At 72.0% G+C, this 15,930-nt stretch carries 11 protein-coding genes; 4 read left to right on the forward strand and 7 right to left on the reverse strand.

Going from position 1 to position 15,930, the window contains the following annotated elements; genetic code table 11:
* Nucleotides 1-57 precede the first annotated feature (57 nt).
* Genes EW117_RS10825 through EW117_RS10840 form a run of 4 tightly spaced genes read right to left on the reverse strand, consistent with a single transcriptional unit; the run spans nucleotide 58 to nucleotide 6,304 of the window.
* Nucleotides 58-3,246: a glycoside hydrolase family 38 N-terminal domain-containing protein gene (locus EW117_RS10825; protein ID WP_129786565.1), complete on the reverse strand. Its 3,189-nt coding sequence runs from the start codon at nucleotides 3,244-3,246 to the stop codon at nucleotides 58-60.
* A gap of 30 nt (nucleotides 3,247-3,276) precedes the next feature.
* Nucleotides 3,277-4,098 carry a carbohydrate ABC transporter permease gene (locus EW117_RS10830; RefSeq protein ID WP_129786567.1) on the reverse strand — a complete coding sequence of 274 codons (822 nt, stop codon included), beginning with the start codon at nucleotides 4,096-4,098 and terminating at the stop codon, nucleotides 3,277-3,279.
* A gap of 23 nt (nucleotides 4,099-4,121) precedes the next feature.
* On the reverse strand, nucleotides 4,122-5,057 hold the full coding sequence (locus EW117_RS10835; protein ID WP_165362643.1) for a carbohydrate ABC transporter permease: 936 nt from the start codon (nucleotides 5,055-5,057) through the stop codon (nucleotides 4,122-4,124).
* Nucleotides 5,054-6,304 (reverse strand): ABC transporter substrate-binding protein, encoded by a 1,251-nt coding sequence (locus EW117_RS10840; protein WP_165362644.1) that lies wholly within the window; start codon nucleotides 6,302-6,304, stop codon nucleotides 5,054-5,056. Before EW117_RS10840 ends, EW117_RS10835 begins: the two co-directional genes overlap by 4 nt.
* 197 nt (nucleotides 6,305-6,501) lie before the next feature.
* Here EW117_RS10840 and EW117_RS10845 point away from each other — a divergent pair, with 197 nt between their 5' ends.
* Genes EW117_RS10845 through EW117_RS10860 form a run of 4 tightly spaced genes read left to right on the forward strand, consistent with a single transcriptional unit; the run spans nucleotide 6,502 to nucleotide 11,521 of the window.
* Nucleotides 6,502-7,527, forward strand: coding sequence for a LacI family DNA-binding transcriptional regulator (locus EW117_RS10845; protein WP_242504220.1), 1,026 nt, complete (start codon nucleotides 6,502-6,504; stop codon nucleotides 7,525-7,527).
* Between the two features lie 21 nt (nucleotides 7,528-7,548).
* Complete coding sequence (locus EW117_RS10850; protein ID WP_242504236.1) at nucleotides 7,549-8,499, forward strand: ROK family protein; 951 nt, start codon at nucleotides 7,549-7,551, stop codon at nucleotides 8,497-8,499.
* The gene (locus EW117_RS10855) at nucleotides 8,496-10,271 is read left to right on the forward strand and encodes a class I mannose-6-phosphate isomerase (protein ID WP_129786573.1); all 1,776 of its coding nucleotides are present in this window, start codon (nucleotides 8,496-8,498) and stop codon (nucleotides 10,269-10,271) included. Before EW117_RS10850 ends, EW117_RS10855 begins: the two co-directional genes overlap by 4 nt.
* Before the next feature lie 29 nt (nucleotides 10,272-10,300).
* Nucleotides 10,301-11,521, forward strand: a complete 1,221-nt coding sequence (locus EW117_RS10860; RefSeq protein ID WP_165362645.1) for a glycoside hydrolase family 76 protein — start codon at nucleotides 10,301-10,303, stop codon at nucleotides 11,519-11,521.
* A 93-nt stretch (nucleotides 11,522-11,614) separates the two neighbouring features.
* On the opposite strand, the gene EW117_RS10865 is transcribed toward EW117_RS10860, so the two are convergent.
* Genes EW117_RS10865 through EW117_RS10875 form a run of 3 tightly spaced genes read right to left on the reverse strand, consistent with a single transcriptional unit; the run spans nucleotide 11,615 to nucleotide 15,930 of the window.
* Nucleotides 11,615-12,427, reverse strand: a complete 813-nt coding sequence (locus EW117_RS10865; RefSeq protein WP_242504221.1) for a GntR family transcriptional regulator — start codon at nucleotides 12,425-12,427, stop codon at nucleotides 11,615-11,617.
* Complete coding sequence (locus EW117_RS10870) at nucleotides 12,408-14,039, reverse strand: dipeptide ABC transporter ATP-binding protein (RefSeq protein ID WP_129786577.1); 1,632 nt, start codon at nucleotides 14,037-14,039, stop codon at nucleotides 12,408-12,410. Before EW117_RS10870 ends, EW117_RS10865 begins: the two co-directional genes overlap by 20 nt.
* Nucleotides 14,023-15,930, reverse strand: coding sequence for a gamma-glutamyltransferase family protein (locus EW117_RS10875; RefSeq protein ID WP_129786579.1), 1,908 nt, complete (start codon nucleotides 15,928-15,930; stop codon nucleotides 14,023-14,025). Before EW117_RS10875 ends, EW117_RS10870 begins: the two co-directional genes overlap by 17 nt.

A 15,930-nucleotide genomic window follows, 5' to 3' on the forward strand; every position in this document is an offset into this window, starting at 1 on the left:
TCGCCGAAGTAGAGCGTGCGTCCGGACACACGCTCTACTTCGCGGAACTAGCCCGGGTCAGGCGAGGGTGATGGCTGCCGCGCCGTTTGCGACGTCCAGTTCTACGCGGCCGTCGACGACCTCCAGCGGTTCCGCGCGGTCGCCCCAGTAGTTGCTCCGGTGCGCGGACGTGACGCCGTCGGGGAGGCGGATGCCGGTGCGGGCGCCGTCGGGCGACGTGCAGAACAGCCGGACCGCTATCGAGCCATCGGCACACTCCTGCAGGCCCACCAGCCGCACCCGCGGATCCTCGATCTCCAGCAGCGACAGGGCGTCGACCGGCGCCCCGGCACCCGCGCCCAGCACCGCGCGCAGGGGATGGACCAGGGACTCGGCGGCAGCCGCGGCCACCGCCGTCGCCTCGCCCTCGCCGAACAGCACGGTGTAGCGGAAGTCCATCTCGAACGTCTGCTCCACCGGGAAGTTGGTGTCCCAGATGTTGTTGTGCACCCACGAGTAGACGGTTGCCGGCTCGTCGTCGGGCATGGTGTTCGGGAACGGGACGTACGGCAGGGCGATGTGCCCGGTCTCGACGAGCGGCACGTCCGCCGTCGCCCAGCCGATCGCCGGAGAAGCCGAACCAGCGGCCAGGTCGTCGATGGCGATCCAGTGCCGGATGGCGGTCAGGTACTCGCCGCCGCCCGGCACGCGATCGGCGTCCCGGCCGCTGAGCCCGCCGGCGGACTCCTGCAGCAGCCGCGGCTCCCGCGCGGCGAACGGGAACGCGAAGAACGCGCTCTCCTTGTCCCGGACCGCCGGCTTGGCGAGCCGGTTGACGATGTCGAGCTGGGGACGGTCGTGCCGCAGCCGGTAGGTCGTCACCAGCGACTCCGCTCCCGGGACCTTCGAGGACACCTGCAGCCACCTGTCCACCGCGCCGCTGCCGGAGTCGACGATCGCCACCGGCCCGCCGATCCCGCGCGAGCTCAGCAGCGCCAGGTTGCCGGAGTCGGCGAACTTGGACGAGTTGTGGTTGGAGTGCCCGATGGTCGCGTACCGGTCGTACACGTAGGCGTTGAAGCCCAGTGCGGCGTCGGTGTTGACCATCTCCCGGCCGGTTCGCTTGTCGAGGATCGATGCGATGGTCCCGTCGCGCTGGTCCAGCTCGACCCGGAGGTGGTCGTTCTCCAGCACCACCTCGTCGTCCAGCCGCGGTCGCTCCACGGGCCCGGTCTCCGAGCCCACCGCGTTCTCGAAGGCCAGCTCGCCCGACGCCGCGGCGGCCCGACGACGCAGCACGTCCGCCGCGGGCGCCGAGGTGAGGTCGAGGCGCACCAGGCCGACCGCCGGGGCGTTGGTCACGGTGGCCCGCAGGTGCCGGCCGATGCCCCGGCTGCGCTGCTCCTCGACGCGTTCGTCGTGGTCGAGAACGGCGCCGGTCCGGCTGTCGGTGATCGTCACGCTCCGGTCCAGCCCGATCACACTGGCGGGCAGGAAGAACTCCACGGCCTCGGTGCGGGGCTGCCCGCTGGTGTTCAGCAGGTAGACCGAGGCGTCGCCGGTGCTGCCGAGGTGCTCGGCCAGCGCCGAGCCGGCCACGTGCAGGCCGTGCTCGGCCTCGTCGAGCGCCTCGTAGGCGCGGGCCACCTTCCAGTACCACTGGTGCTCGCCGGACGACGAGCCCAGGTCGCTGTGGTCCCAGGAGTTGGAGGCGCCCCAGGTGTGCTCGTCCCACAGCGCGAGCTGGGCGTAGCCCCGCTCGGGGTCGACGAGCGGGCCGTCGGCCCGAGGACCGGTCGCCCGGTCGGCGTCGCCAGTGATCAGCCGCGCTGCGGCCGACAGCGTCTGGGCGTCCCGCAGCCGCGCCTGCGCCGTCCGGCCGGTCGCGACCGGCGCGGCGGCCGCGCCGACGCCGTGGGCCCACCAGTCGTTCCAGTCGCCCGTGAAGGTCTGCAGCTCGTCACCGACCCGCTCGACCGCGGCGTCGAAGAAGTCCTCGTTGGTGGACAGGCGCAGCTTCGGGAAGTCCCACTCGGCGTTCCACTCGGCCACGACGTCGCTGATGGTCCGGCTCGGCCCGGCGTTGTCGGACCAGCTCCCGTGCACGCGCAGGTGCAGGATGTCCCACGGGTACGGCTTCCGCTCCTGGCGTTCGGTCGTGTCCAGCCAGCCGAAGACGCTGCCCGGCATCAGCGGGTAGGGCCGCTTGCCGAGCGAGGACAGGTACGCGGGGAAGAGGTTGCTCGCCAGGTCGTAGGACTCGTGGAAGCCGACGGTCGGCCCCTCCATGTACGCCATGCCGTGCGGCGAGTCCGTGCGCCACACCACCACCGAGCCGCCCTGCGGCCCCTGCCACCGGAACAGTCGCGGCAGGTCGATCGCGCCCGTGTCGTCCGGGGCCGACCGGCCGGCCCAGTTGTGCGCGACGCTCAGGTACTCGACGCCCAGCGCCGACAGGGCGTCCGGCAGCCCGACGACGGCGCCCGGCACATCCGTCTGCATCGCCGACCGGAACCGCAACCCGTACTGCTGCCGGAGGTCGCGGGCCGGACGCAGCAGCTCGTACAGCTCGTCGGTCGAGCACATCTCCGTGTGCAGGTTGAACGGCATCGCCGACAGGGAGATCCGGCCCTCGTGCACCCGGCGCACGAGCTCCGCACGCTGCTGCTCCGTACGGTTGGCCAACCAGTCCGTCACCGAGAAGAGCGCCTCCTCCGACCAGCGGAACCGGGCGTCGTCCGGCCGGTCGTTGGTCTCGCGGGCGATCCGGAGCGCGTCGTCCAGGTAGCCCAGGTGCTGCTCGCGGACGATCGCCTGGGGGTCGGTGTACCCGATGTCCAGGTGCGAGTGATGGATCAGGTGCACCTCCCAGTGCCGCTGCGGCTCCAGCGTGTGTTCGAACCGGACGCCGAGGGTGGGCAGCGCGACCACGAGCTTGCCCGGCTCGTCGACGGCGGGCACGAACAGCCGGACGCCGGCCGGGCCCACCGGGCGGCGGCCGGGCTCGACCGCGCTCCCGTCGAGCTCGACGGTGACCGGGAGGGTTTCGAGGCTCGGAGCGGCGTCCGCCTCATGGTCCAGCCACTGCAGCCGGACCACCTGCTGGCGGCCGCGCTCCGGGTCCGTGCGGAGCAGCGGCTCGGCGACCAGGCCGAGCCGGTGGCCCTCGACGGCGACCTCCAGGTCTGCGGCGTAGTCGAGGATCTTGCTGCGGTACAACGACGCGTCCCAGACCGGGCTCGGGGACATGTAGGCGTGAGAGGGCACGGTGAAGCTCCTTCGCTGCGGGGTCGGTCGTTACTTGCTGAGGGTCAGGCTCGAGACGAAGAAGCGCTGGAAGACGAAGAAGATGGCCACAGTCGGCACGGAGGCGATCAGGGCGCCGGCCAGCACCGTGGGCGGTCCGACCGCGGAGTAGTTGCCGTTCAGGTTGATCAGGGACGCCATGATCGGCCTTACCTGCGGGCTCGCCGTCAGGGTCATCCCGAACAGCAGGTCGTTCCAGGCCCACGTGAACTGGAAGATGAACGCCGCGAACATCGCCGGGCGACACATCGGCAGGCAGATCCGCAGGAACGTCATGAGCGGCCCGGCGCCGTCGATCGAGGACGCCTCGAAGACCTCGCGCGGCAGCGTCGTGATGAAGTTGCGCATCAGGAAGTACGCGAACGGGATGGCGATCGCCACGTAGACGATCATCAGCCCGAGCCGGGTGTCGTAGAGGTTGCTGCGGGCCGCCGCGGTGAACATCGGCGCGAGGAAGATCTGCAGCGGGACCAGCGTGCCGCAGTAGATCAGCCAGAACCACAGCGTCTTGTGCCGCACCTTCAGCACCACGGTGCCGAACCCGGCCAACGCCGCGAGGAGCACGGCGACCGCCGCGCAGATCGACGAGTAGTACAGGCTGTTGAGGAAGCCGGGTCCCATCTGGCCCGTGTCCCAGGCCTCGGTCAGGTTGGTGAGCAGCCCGAGATCGCCGGGCCACCACGTGGGCGTCCCGGAGTACTGCGCCGACGGCGTGATCGCGTTGACGACCATCAGCCAGACCGGCACCAGCCAGAGCACGGTGATCAGCACCAGGAAGATCGAACGCAGACCCGTCCACAGCTTGGTGTTCATGGTCGTCTCCTCACGAGTTCGGGTCATGCGGGTTCGGGCCGGAGGCTGCGGCGCAGATAGAGCCAGGACGCCGCGACCACGATGATCGCCAGCACCACCGCCGTCGCCGCGCCGAGCCCGTACCGGCTGAGCAGGAACGTCTGCCGGTACATGGTCAGCGCGAGCGTCTCGGACGCCGTGCCGGGGCCGCCGCTGGTCAGCAGCCAGACCAGGTCGAACGTCTTCAGGCTGTTGGCCAGCGCCATCCCGACGACGACGATCGTCGAAGACGCCATCTGCGGGAACACCACCCGCCAGAAGAGCTTGCCGCCGGACGCGCCATCGAGCCGGGCCGCCTCGATGGTCGACGACGGGACCGTCTGCAGGCCGACCATGAACAGGACCACGTTGATCCCGGTGGCCTGCCAGGTGCTCGCGACGATCATGGTCACGGTGTTCATCGGCCAGTGCAGGAGCCAGTCGACCGGGTCCAGGCCGAGCGTCCCGAGCACCTGGTTGACAGCACCGTCGCTGCGCAGCATGAAGTTGTAGACGACGCCGGTGGCCGTGCCCGACAGGGCGTACGGGATGATGACCGCGATCCGCGCGATCGTTCCCAGGCGGCTGCCCTGCGTGACCACAGCGATGAGCAGGCCGAGCGCGACCGGCAGGACGAGTGACCCGACCGACCACAGCAGCGTGTTCAGCAGCGACTGGCCGAATCCGGGGTCCGTCAGCAGGCGGGTGTAGTTGTCCAGTCCCGCCCAGTGCATCGTCACGCCGTTGTACCGCGTGAAGCTGGTGGCGATCGTCCAGACCATCGGGAGGAGCAGCACCAGGCCGACGAAGACGGTCGCCGGCCCGATGAAGGCGGACGCCGCCAGCCGGTCCTTGAGAGACCTGCCGTGCGGTGCGGCCGGGGGAGGGCCGGCCGGCGTCGGATGGGCCGCTGTGCGGGCGGGGGAGGCGGAGACGGTCATGCCAGGTTCCAATCGGTCCAGGCCTCGTCCGCGTGCCTGGCCATCTGCTCGGCGGCCTCGCGGTACCGGGAGGGGGCGAGCATGAAGGCCGACACGTCCGACAGGACGGTCTGCACGAGCTGGGGCGGGCTCGACTCGTAGAAGCGCTGCAGCGGGGTGGCCTCGGTCCGGGCCAGCTGCTCCTGCAGCTCGACGACGGCGGGGTTCCGCACCGGGACGTTCGGGTTGGCCGAGCTGTCCTGGAGGTAGTCGCTCCACGGCTGCTGCACGCTGGGCGCGAGCCACTCGCCGATCACGTCCATGGCGGCCGCATGGTTGGGGGACTGGCGGGGCAGCGTGAAGACGCCGGACTCGACGATCACCGTGTGCTCGACACCCCGCGTGATCGGGGGCAGGTTGAACAGCCCGAAGTGCTCACCCGGCTCGACGCCGTTCGCGACGAAGCTGCCGGAGTTCCACGTCCCGTACGGGACCATGCCCAGGGTGCCGTCGCGGAGCATCGGCCCGCAGGCCGAGGCGACGTCCAGGTCGAGCGCCGTGAACCAGTCGTTCGCCATCAGCTCGCTCCAGCGCCGGAGCACGTCGAGCAGCGTCGGATCGGTGTAGGCCGCCTGGCCGCTGGTCAGGGCCAGGTAGAACTCCGGGTCGGTCTTGGTCAGCAGCTCCTCGAACCAGCACATCGGCTGCCACGCGGTGTACTGGGCGGAGAACGGCGTCACGCCGTTGCCCTTGAGGGTCTTGGCGATCTCGATCAGGTCGTCGTAGCTCTCCGGAGGGTGGAGGCCGAACCGTTCGAAGGCGGCCTTCGAGTAGTAGAAGGCGAAGTGGGACTTGTACAGCGGGAGCCCGTAGACGTGCGAGTCCACCGAGACGAAGGGCCGCAGCGACTCGTCGACGCGGTCCTGGGCGACCGCCTGGTCCCAGACGTCGTCCAGCTCGGCGAGGCGGCCCCCGCGGACCAGCTCCGTCAGCGGATAGCCGGACTGCCACTTCACGACGTCGGCGATCTTGCGGGTCTGGATCGACATCTTGACGATCTGGTTGTAGTTGTTCGCTATCGAGTTGACGTCGAAGTCGTACCCGGTGACCTTCTGCAGCGCCTCGCCGGCGGACTGGTAGCCCGCGAGCCATCCCGCGTTGTCGTTCATCATCGCGAGCCGGGTGGAGCTGCTTTCGCCGAGCGTGCTGGTCCCGCCGCACGCGGCGAGGGCAGCGGCCAGGGGAGTGAGCGCGGCGGCGGCGAGCACGGAACGCCGCGAGAGCGTGGGGCCGTCACCCCATCGGGATGCCGGGCGCCTGGACGACGCGGGCGACGTTGAGCTGACCATTTCGCCTCCGGATGAGATACCACCATTGGTAACGTTCCCAGATTTACCCTAGCCAGATCCTCGCGAGCATCGCAAGGGTCTGTGCCCACGAAGGACGAACGAGGGAGGCGAGCCACTTGGCCGCACCGACGCGCCGGCAGCCAACGATCCTGACGGTCGCGGAGCACGCCGGAGTCAGCCGGATGACGGTCTCCCGGGTGCTGTCCGGCGGCAAGAACGTGCGTCCTGAGCTGGTGGAACGCGTGCACGCCTCCGTCGCCGCGCTGGGCTACCGGCGCAACGAGCAGGCGCGCAGCCTGCGCCCCGGCCAGCGCTCGGGGCTGATCGGCATGGCGATCACGAACGTCGCCAACCCGTATTACGGCGAGTTCGTGCTCGGCGCCGACGAGGTGGTCAGCGGCTCGGGTCGCGGCCTGCTGATCGGCAGCACGAGCGAGGACGAGGACAAGGAGCGGCTGCTCATCGCGGACTTCATCGGCCGCCAGGTGGAGGGCCTGATCGTCGTGCCGACGGGCGCCCGGCGGCATCTGCTGCCCGCCGCGCTCGGCGGCGTCCCGCTGGTGCTGGCCTCCCGCGCGGTGGCGGGCGTGCGTGCGGACACCGTCCTGGTCGCCGACGTACAGGCCAGCTATGACCAGGTCTCCGCACTGATCGCGGCGGGGCACCGGCGGATCGGCTTCCTCGGCACGATGACCTCGGTGTTCACGGGGCAGCGCCGGTACGAGGGCTTCCGGCTCGCGCACGAGGACGCCGGCCTCGAGCTCGACGAGGACCTGGTGCTCGTCGGCCAGCAGGACGTCGAGTCGGCCAAGGCCGCCATGGAGTCCCTCCTGGCGCGCGAGGACCCGCCGACCGCCGTCTTCTGCGCGAACAACCGGAACGCGATCGGGGCGGTCCGGGCCCTGCTCGGCACGTCGCGCCGCAAGCGCGGCGCCCGGCCGACGGCGCTCGTGAGCTTCGACAACTTCGAGCTGGCCGACGTACTCGGCATACCGGTGACGATCATCGACCACGACGCCCGCGACCTGGGGCGGCAGGCGGCGTCGATGCTGATCGCGCGCTTGGACGGCGCCGACGAGGGACTGCCCCAGACAGTCGAGCTGCCGACCCGCACCCTGGACTATGGCGGTACCCAGATCTGAGGTAACGTTCCCAACGTGACGATGATTCTGGCGGTCGATCTCGGCGGAACCCACGTCAAGCTCGGCATGGTGGCAGACGGCGTCCTGGTCGACGAGGACCGGATCCTGGCGCCGGCGACGCTGCGCGAGCTCGGCGCGGTCGCCGACCTGGGGCGGCGGATGATCGCGACGCACACCGGATCTGGGGTGCGGGTCACGCGAGCCGGCGTCGCCGTCCCGGGCGTCGTCGACCCCCGCAGCGGCAGGCTGACGTCGATCCACGACAAGTACGCCTACCTGGTCGGCTTCGACCTGCCGGGCTGGGCGACCGAGGAGCTCGGCCTGCCCGTCGTCATCGAGAACGATGCCCGGGCTGCACTGCTCGGCGAGGTCGAGGCGGTCCGGACCGGCGGCGGGGCCGCCGTCCGCGACGCCGCGATAGTGATCACCGGGACCGGCATCGGCACCGCCGTGCTGGCCGACGGCGCGCCCCTGGTCGGCCCGGAGGGGTACGGCGGGGTGCTCGGTGGCCACTTCACGGTCGACCTCGACGGCCCGCCGTGCAACTGCGGGAACATCGGCTGCGCCGAGGCGATCGGCGGCAGCTGGAACCTCGCCGCGCAGGTGCGCGCCGTCGTCGGCTGGGAACGATCCACGCTGGCGGACGCCGGCCGCGACGACTCGATGTCGATGGCCGTGCTGTTTGGGGCGGCCGCCTCGGGCGACGCCGTCGCGACGGGCCTGGCCGACCGTGTGGTCGACGCCTGGGCGGCGACGGCGGTGAACCTCTGCCACGCCTACCAGCCGGAGCTGCTCATCTTCTCCGGCGGCCCGATGCGCGCGGCGGCCGGCCGCCGGGACGCTCTGGCGGACGCCGTCCGCGCTCGGCTGTGGAGCTCCCTGCGCCGGCCCGAGGTGCGGTTCGCCGAGTCGCCGGAGCACTCGGTGGTGCGGGGTCTCGCGGTGCTCGCCGAGCGAAAGGACGCGCGATGACCTATCCGTCGTACGGGAACTACGTCCGCGAGCCGGTGATCAAGGTCCCGGGCGACGGCCGCGCCCACCAGGGCGCCGAGGTGTGGGCGGAGCTCGACCGCGCCGCGCGGTCCCGGGGCGACCGCCCCCTGATCGTCGTCGACTGCTATCCCGGCGTCGACCTGGCCGACCTGAGCAAGGCGATCGAGCGGTACCTGCCCGCCTACGGGATCGTCGACGTCGAGCAGGAGGCGGCGCTGCCCATCGCGCAGATCGACGCGAAGATCGCCGCCAACCTCACCGACGACCGGGTCTTCGGCGTGCTGGGCCACCAGACGGTCGGCGACTTCTATGACCCGGACGCGCTCCGCCGGCTCCGCACGGAGGTGGTCGCCCGCACCACGCCGGTGGTGCTGATCGGCTGGGGCGCTCTGCTGGCCGGCGCGGAGGACGCCGTCGTCGTGCTGGCCGACATGCCGCGCTGGGAGATCCAGCAGCGTCAGCGCCGGGGCGCGCCGAACTGGCGCTGCGACAACGGCGGCGAGGACAACCTGCGCAAGATCAAGCGCGGCTACTTCGTCGAGTGGCGTGCGGCGGACCGGCACAAGAAGCACCGGCTCTTCGACGCGATGGACTACCTCCTCGACACGACCCGGCTCGCCGACGACGCCGTGCTGATCACGCGCGAAAGCTTCCGGGCCGCGCTGACCGCCACGGTGTCGGGCCCGTTCCGCCTGGTGCCGTTCTTCGACCCCGGGGTCTGGGGCGGGCGCTGGATGAGCGAGGTGGTCGGCCTGCCGCCGTCCGACACGAACTACGCGTGGTGCTTCGACGGCGTGCCGGAGGAGGAGAGCCTGCTGCTCGACGTCGGCGGGACGATCGTCGAGATCCCCGCGCTCGACCTGGTGCTGCAGCGCCCGCGTGAGCTGCTGGGCGAGCGGACCTTCGCGCGGTTCGGGGCGGAGTTCCCGATCCGCTTCGACTTCCTGGACACGATGGACGGCGGAAACCTTTCCCTGCAGGTGCACCCGCTGACGGACTACATCCAGGAGACCTTCGGCATCCCGTACACGCAGGACGAGAGCTACTACCTGCTCGACGCCGAGCCGGACGCCAAGGTCTACCTCGGGGTCCGGGACGACGTCGACCCGGCCGAGATGATGGCCGCCCTGCGCCGCGCGGAGGCCGGCGCCGAGCCGTTCGAGGCCGAGAAGTACGTCAACGTCTTCGACGTCGCCAAGCACGACCACGTGCTGATCCCCGCGGGCACCGTGCACTGCTCCGGGCGGAACTCGATGGTGCTGGAGATCTCGGCCACGCCGTACATCTTCACCTTCAAGATGTGGGACTGGGGCCGGCTCGGGCTCGACGGCCGGCCGCGGCCGGTGCACCTCGACCACGCCGAGCGGAACATCCAGTGGGACCGGCGGACGGACTGGGTGCGCGAGAACCTGGTCAACCAAGTGCAGCCCACCGCCGTCGGCGACGGCTGGGTCGAGGAGCGGACCGGCCTGCACGAGCTGGAGTTCATCGAGGTGCGGCGCACCCGGTTCACCGGGCCCGTCGAGCACGACACGGGCGGGACGGTGCAGGTCCTCAACCTGGTCGAGGGCCCCGAAGCCGTGATCGAGAGCCCGACCGGGGCGTTCGAGCCGTACCTGGTCCACTACGCCGAGACGTTCATCGTGCCGGCCGCCGTGGGGCGCTTCGTCATCCGGCCGAACGAGCCCGGGCAGAGCCTGGCCACGGTCAAGGCCTACGTCCGCGGAACCGAGAGCTTTCCTTCCGTCTGACCTGTTCACACCACACGAGGGAGATGGCCATGAGAGCGACCACCGGCGCAATGACGCGCCGAACCTTCGCGATCGGCATGGGCGCCGCCGGCCTTGCCGCGCTCGTCCCGGGGGCCGGCGCTGCGGCGTCGGCCCGGGCCACGGCGTCGGCGTCCGGTACCGGGATCTGGGCCCGGCGCGCACACGGCAGCTACGCCGCGCTGCAGCGGTTCCTGTACCTGCCGGACAGCGGCCTGTACCAGGAGAACTACCCGACCAGGGACGGCGAGAACCCGTACTCCTACGTGTGGCCGCTGCGCGAGGCGGCAGCCGCCACCCAGAACGTCAACCAGCTCGCCCCGGCACGGAGCAGGTACGACGGCGACGTGTCCAGCCGGTTCGACGCGCTCGAGCGCTACTTCAACGACGAGCGCGGCACGTACGACTCGTACCTGCCCGCGCCGCTGGGCAGCGGCGGCGACCCGTTCTACGACGACAACGGGGTGATCGGGCTCGAGTTCGTCCGTCGCTACCGGCTCGCGGGGGAGCGGCGGATGCTGGACCGCGCCGTCCGGGCCTTCGACTTCGTCGAGCAGGCCTGGGACACCGACACCACCGTCGACTGCCCGGGCGGCATGCACTGGGTCGACGCCGACTGGAACCCGTACCGCGGCGGCACCAACGTCACCGGCATCGCCTCCGAGCTCGCGGCCCACCTCTACGAGCTGACGGGCCGACGTCGCTACCTCGCCTGGGCGGAGCGGACGCACGACTGGGTGTACGACTGCATGCGGCGCGAACCGGGCCTGTACCGCAATGGCGTGCTGCTCGACGGCACGGTCGAGGAAATGCTGTGGACGTACAACTCGGGGTTCATGATCGGGGCGGCCACGCTGCTGCACCGCGCAACCGGCCGGCGAGCCTGGCTCCGCACGGCTGAGGAAGACGTCGACGGCGCGCTTGCCTACTGGAACGCTGACCGCCTCTACAGCCAGCCGGCCGTCTTCAACGCGATCTACCTGGCCAACCTGCTGCTGTTCTCGTCCGAGCAGCCTGACCGCTCCCGCGAGATCGTCGAGCAGTTCACCGGCTACGCCGAGCGGCTGTGGGCCGAGAACCGGGACGCCGAGACGGGACTGTTCGGCTTCCAGGCGTCGGGCGGCGGCGCCCCTGATCCGGCCCTGCGGCCGCAGACCTTGCACCAGTCGGGCGTCACCCAGATCTTCGCGCTTCTGGCCTGGCCTCGACCTGACTGGGGTAAGGCGACGTAGCGGCCGGCGCCGGCGGCGGTCGGCGCCGAACGTAGGCTTACGACGTCGAACGTTGGAGTAGTCGCTCTAAGAGGTCTCTTGAAGCGACTACTCCTACGTTCGGCCGGAGGGTCGATCAGGGGCCGCTTCAGGTGCCCGCCGCCGCGCCACCTCCGCCGCGACTACCGGGTCCGAGCTCGGCGTCGTGACGCCGTACCGCAGCAGGTAGCCGATCCGGGACTCCCGCACGTGCGCGGCCATCAGAGCGGCGGCCCGCTCGCCGTCGCCGGCGTCGATGGCGCCCACGATCACGCGGTGATCTGGCCAGAGCCGCTTGCCGCGCGGCTGCACCTCGGCGGCGTAGAGCCACTCGATCTTCCAGGAGAGCTGGCGCAGCAGCCGCGTCATGGTCGCGCTGCCGCTGAGCTCGGCGATCGCTATGTGGATCTGGTCGTTGATGCCGACGAGGGGGTCCAGGTCGCCGGCCGCGACGTGCGCGTCCCCGGCGTCGAGCAGGCCGGCGATCTCCCGGCGGATGCGCCACCAGTCCTCCGGGCTCTCGTCGCCCGAGTAGAGGGCGGCTGCCCGGCGGGCGGCGCTGCGGGCGGTGGACACCTCCAGCGTCTCGCGCACCGCGAACAGGTCGTCGGCATCGGGCACCGGGATGGGGGCCACTCGCGAGCCCACGTGCGGTCGGGAGTCGATGAAGCCCTCGCTCTCCAGGCCGCGCAGCGCCTCCCGGACCGGCACGCGCGAGACGTCGTAGCGCTGGGCCAGCGACGCCTCCGTGACGCGGGCGCCCGGGGTCAGGACGCCGGCGATGATGTCCCGCCGGATCGCGTCCTGGACGGACGCCGGACGACCACCAGCAGCGGCGCCCGCAGGAACGACGGCAGCGAGCGCAGGCTCATCGGGCGAAGGCGGCACCTGGGATGGCTCCTAGCAGGTCTCGGGTGTAGTCGGCGCGCGGGGCGTGGAACACGTCGTCGACGGACCCCTGCTCCTCGACGCGGCCTTGCCGCAGTACCACCACATTATCCGCTATGCCGCGGACCACCGCGAGGTCGTGGCTGATGAACAGGTACGACACACCCAGGCGTTCCTGCAGGTCAGCCAGCAGGTCCAGGATCTGCTCCTGGACCAGGACGTCGAGCGCCGAGACCGCCTCGTCGAGCACGAGCAGCTCCGGCTCCGGCGCCAGCGCCCGCGCGATGGCCACCCGCTGCCGCTGCCCGCCGGAGAGCTCGCCCGGGCGGCGCTGGGCGACGTCCCGGGGGAGGGCCACCTGGTCCAGCAGTTCCGCGACCCGGGCGCGCCGCGAGTCCCGGTCGCCGATGCCGAAGATCCGCAGCGGCTCGTCGATCACCCGCTCCACCGTGTGCGTCGGGTCGAGCGACGCGTACGGGTCCTGGAACACCGGCTGCACGCGCCGCCGCAGGGCGCGCCGCTCGGCGCGGGCAGCCCCCGCGATGGTCCGCCCGTCCACCAGCGCCTCGCCGCTGGTCGGCGCCTCCAGGCCCAGCAGGATGCGGGACACCGTGGTCTTGCCCGAGCCGGACTCGCCCACGAGGGCGGTGGTGCCGCCGCGCGGCACATCGAACGACACGTCGTCGACGGCGCGCAGCAGCCCGCCGCGCCCGCGCACCTTGTACTCCTTGACCAGGTCGCGCACGGTGACGACGTCGCCGCTCGCTTCACGGTCCGACGGCGGCGGCGCCTCTCGTGACGCACCCGCCTCGGCCTGCGTGACGACGGCGGCGGGCGCCGCCGCGACCAGCCGCCGGGTGTACTCGTGCTGCGGGGAGCGCAGCACCTGCTCGGGCGTGCCCTGCTCCACGATCCGGCCGTCGAGCATCACGACCACCCGGTCGGCGCGGTCGGCCGCGAGCCCCAGGTCGTGCGTGACCAGTATCATCGCGGTTCCGTGCGCCTCGGCCAGCGCCCCCAGGTGGTCGAGGATGCGCCGCTGCACGGTCACGTCCAGGGCCGACGTCGGCTCGTCGGCCAGCAGCAGCTCCGGCTCGCGGGCCAGCGCCACCGCGATGAGCACGCGCTGCCGCATGCCGCCGGAGAACTCGTGCGGGAACTGCCTGGCGCGCCGTTCGGGCTCGGGCACGCCGGCCTCGGCCAGCAGCTCGAGCACGCGCCGCCGCACGGCCGGTCCGCGCAGGCCGTCGGCGCGCAGCGCGTCGGCCACCTGGTCGCCCAGCCGCATGGCCGGGTTGAGGTTGGTCCCCGGGTCCTGCGGCACCAGGGCGATGCGGCCGCCCCGGACGGCGCGCATGCGCGCCTCGGACGCCGCGGCGAGGTCCTCCCGATCGAGCTCGATGATCCCGCCCGTGATCCGGCCCCCGCCGGGCAGGAGCCGCAGGAGCGCCGCGACCACCGTCGACTTGCCCGAGCCGGACTGGCCCACGAGCGCCACCCGTTCGCCGCGCGCGACGTCGAGGTCGACGTCGCGTACGACGGGGGTGTCACCGTAGGCGACGTTCAGGCCTCGGACGGAGAGGAGGAGTGGATTCTCAGCGTCCTGCGGCATATCCCTGCGCCCCTCTCGGATTGGCGGCGGCCCCCAGGAGGCCGGTGGCCGGGTCCCGCGTCACGGCCGACAGCCGGCCCAGCGCCCAGTCGCCGGCCCGGGTCACGACGTGCCCGCGGCGTTCCAGCCCGGTGATGACGGCGTCGCCGAGCCGGTCCTCCACGACGGCCCCGGCCGGCGTCCAGGTGCGGGGCCAGAACGAGCCGGGGAACGACGTCGTGTGCAGGGCGGGCGCGTCGATGGCCTGCTGCGGTGTGTACCCGCCGACGAGCACGCGCAGCAGGAACAGCAGCTGCCACTGGTCCTGCTGGTCGCCGCCCGGCGAGCCGAGTGCGATCACCGGCTCGCCGTCCCGCAGCACGAGCGTGGGTGTGAGCGTGGTGCGGGGGCGCCGTCCGGGCACCAGTGCCGACGGCGACGCCTCGTCCAGCCACGTCATCTGCAGCCGCGTGCCCAGGCAGAAGCCGAGGCCGGGCACCGTGGGGGAGGACTGCAGCCAGCCGCCCGACGGCGTCGCCGAGACCATGTTGCCCCAGCGGTCGACGACATCGATGTGGCAGGTATCGCCGCGTGTGGCGCCGGTGTGCGCGGGGGAGTCGGGGGTATCACCGGCCGGGTGACCGTGGTGCACCGGCGCCGGCACCGTCGGCTCACCGACGCCGGCCGCGGCCCCGCCCGTCGGCGCGCCCGGCAGCGACCCCGCCGGTGCGCTCGTCGCGTACTCGGTGCGCAGGGGCGGGACCGGCGGCGTCGGGCGGCCGGGCACGTCACCGGGGCGCACCTCGTGGCTCGCGGTGTCGGCGATGAGGGCCCGGCGCTGGGCCGCGTAGTCCTCGCTGAGCAGGTAGGTGAGCGGTACGTCGTCGGAGGCGGGGTCGCCGTACCAGACGTCACGGTCCGCCAGCGCCAGCTTCTGCGCCTCAAGGATCGTGTGGGCGCCGAGCTCGGTCGAGGGGTCGAGCGCTGCGTCGTCGAACCCCTCCAGGATCTTCAGGGTGGCGAGCAGTGCGGGCCCCTGGCCCCAGGCACCGGTCTTGGCGATCGTGTACCCGCGGAACGTCACGGTGGTGGCGTCCTCGTACGAGGCCTCGAAGCCCGCGACGTCGGCGGCCGTCATGACGCCGGCGTGGTCGCCGCCGTCCGCATGCCGGTGCGGTGTACCGACAAACGCCTCGACGGCCGCGCCCACGCGCTCGCGCCACGCGGCGCGGGCGAGGTCGATGGCCTCCTCGCGGCTCGACGCACCGGAGCCCGCCGCGACGACGGCGTCCAGCAGGTCGGCGTACTCCGGGTCGGTGACGACCGTGCCGGGGGCGGGCACCTCGCCGTCGGGCAGCCAACGCGTGGCCGAGGTGGGCCAGTGGTCGCGGAACAGGTCCGCGACCAGGGAGATCGTCGAGCTGACCCGGCCGAGCAGCGGGTGCCCGTCGCGGGCGTACCCGATCGCGTAGGCGAGCACGTCGCCCAGGTCCCACGTGCCGTGGTCGCGCAGGAGCAGCAGCCACGCGTCGACGCTGCCGGGCACCGCGGCCGCCAGCGTCCCCGAGCCCGGGACGAGGTCGAGGCCCTCGGCCCGGTAGTGCTCGATGGTCGCGCCTGCCGGGGCCGGCCCCTGTCCCACCAGCACCCGTGGGGCCGACGGCGCGTCCGCGGTGACGAAGACGCCGGTCATGTCCCCGCCTGGCCCGTTGAGGTGCGGCTCCACGACATGCAGCACGAACGCGCCCGCGACCGCCGCGTCGAAGGCGTTGCCGCCCCGCTCCAGGACGGCCTGGGCGCTCGCGGTCGCGATCCAGTGGGTGGAGCCCACCATCCCGAACGTGCCCTGCAGGTCCGGGCGGGTCCTCGGGGTGGCGGGCGGGGAAAAGGCAGCCGGGGTGAACGAGCTCAT

This window comes from Promicromonospora panici (assembly GCF_900608595.1).
GTDB lineage: Bacteria > Actinomycetota > Actinomycetes > Actinomycetales > Cellulomonadaceae > Promicromonospora > Promicromonospora panici.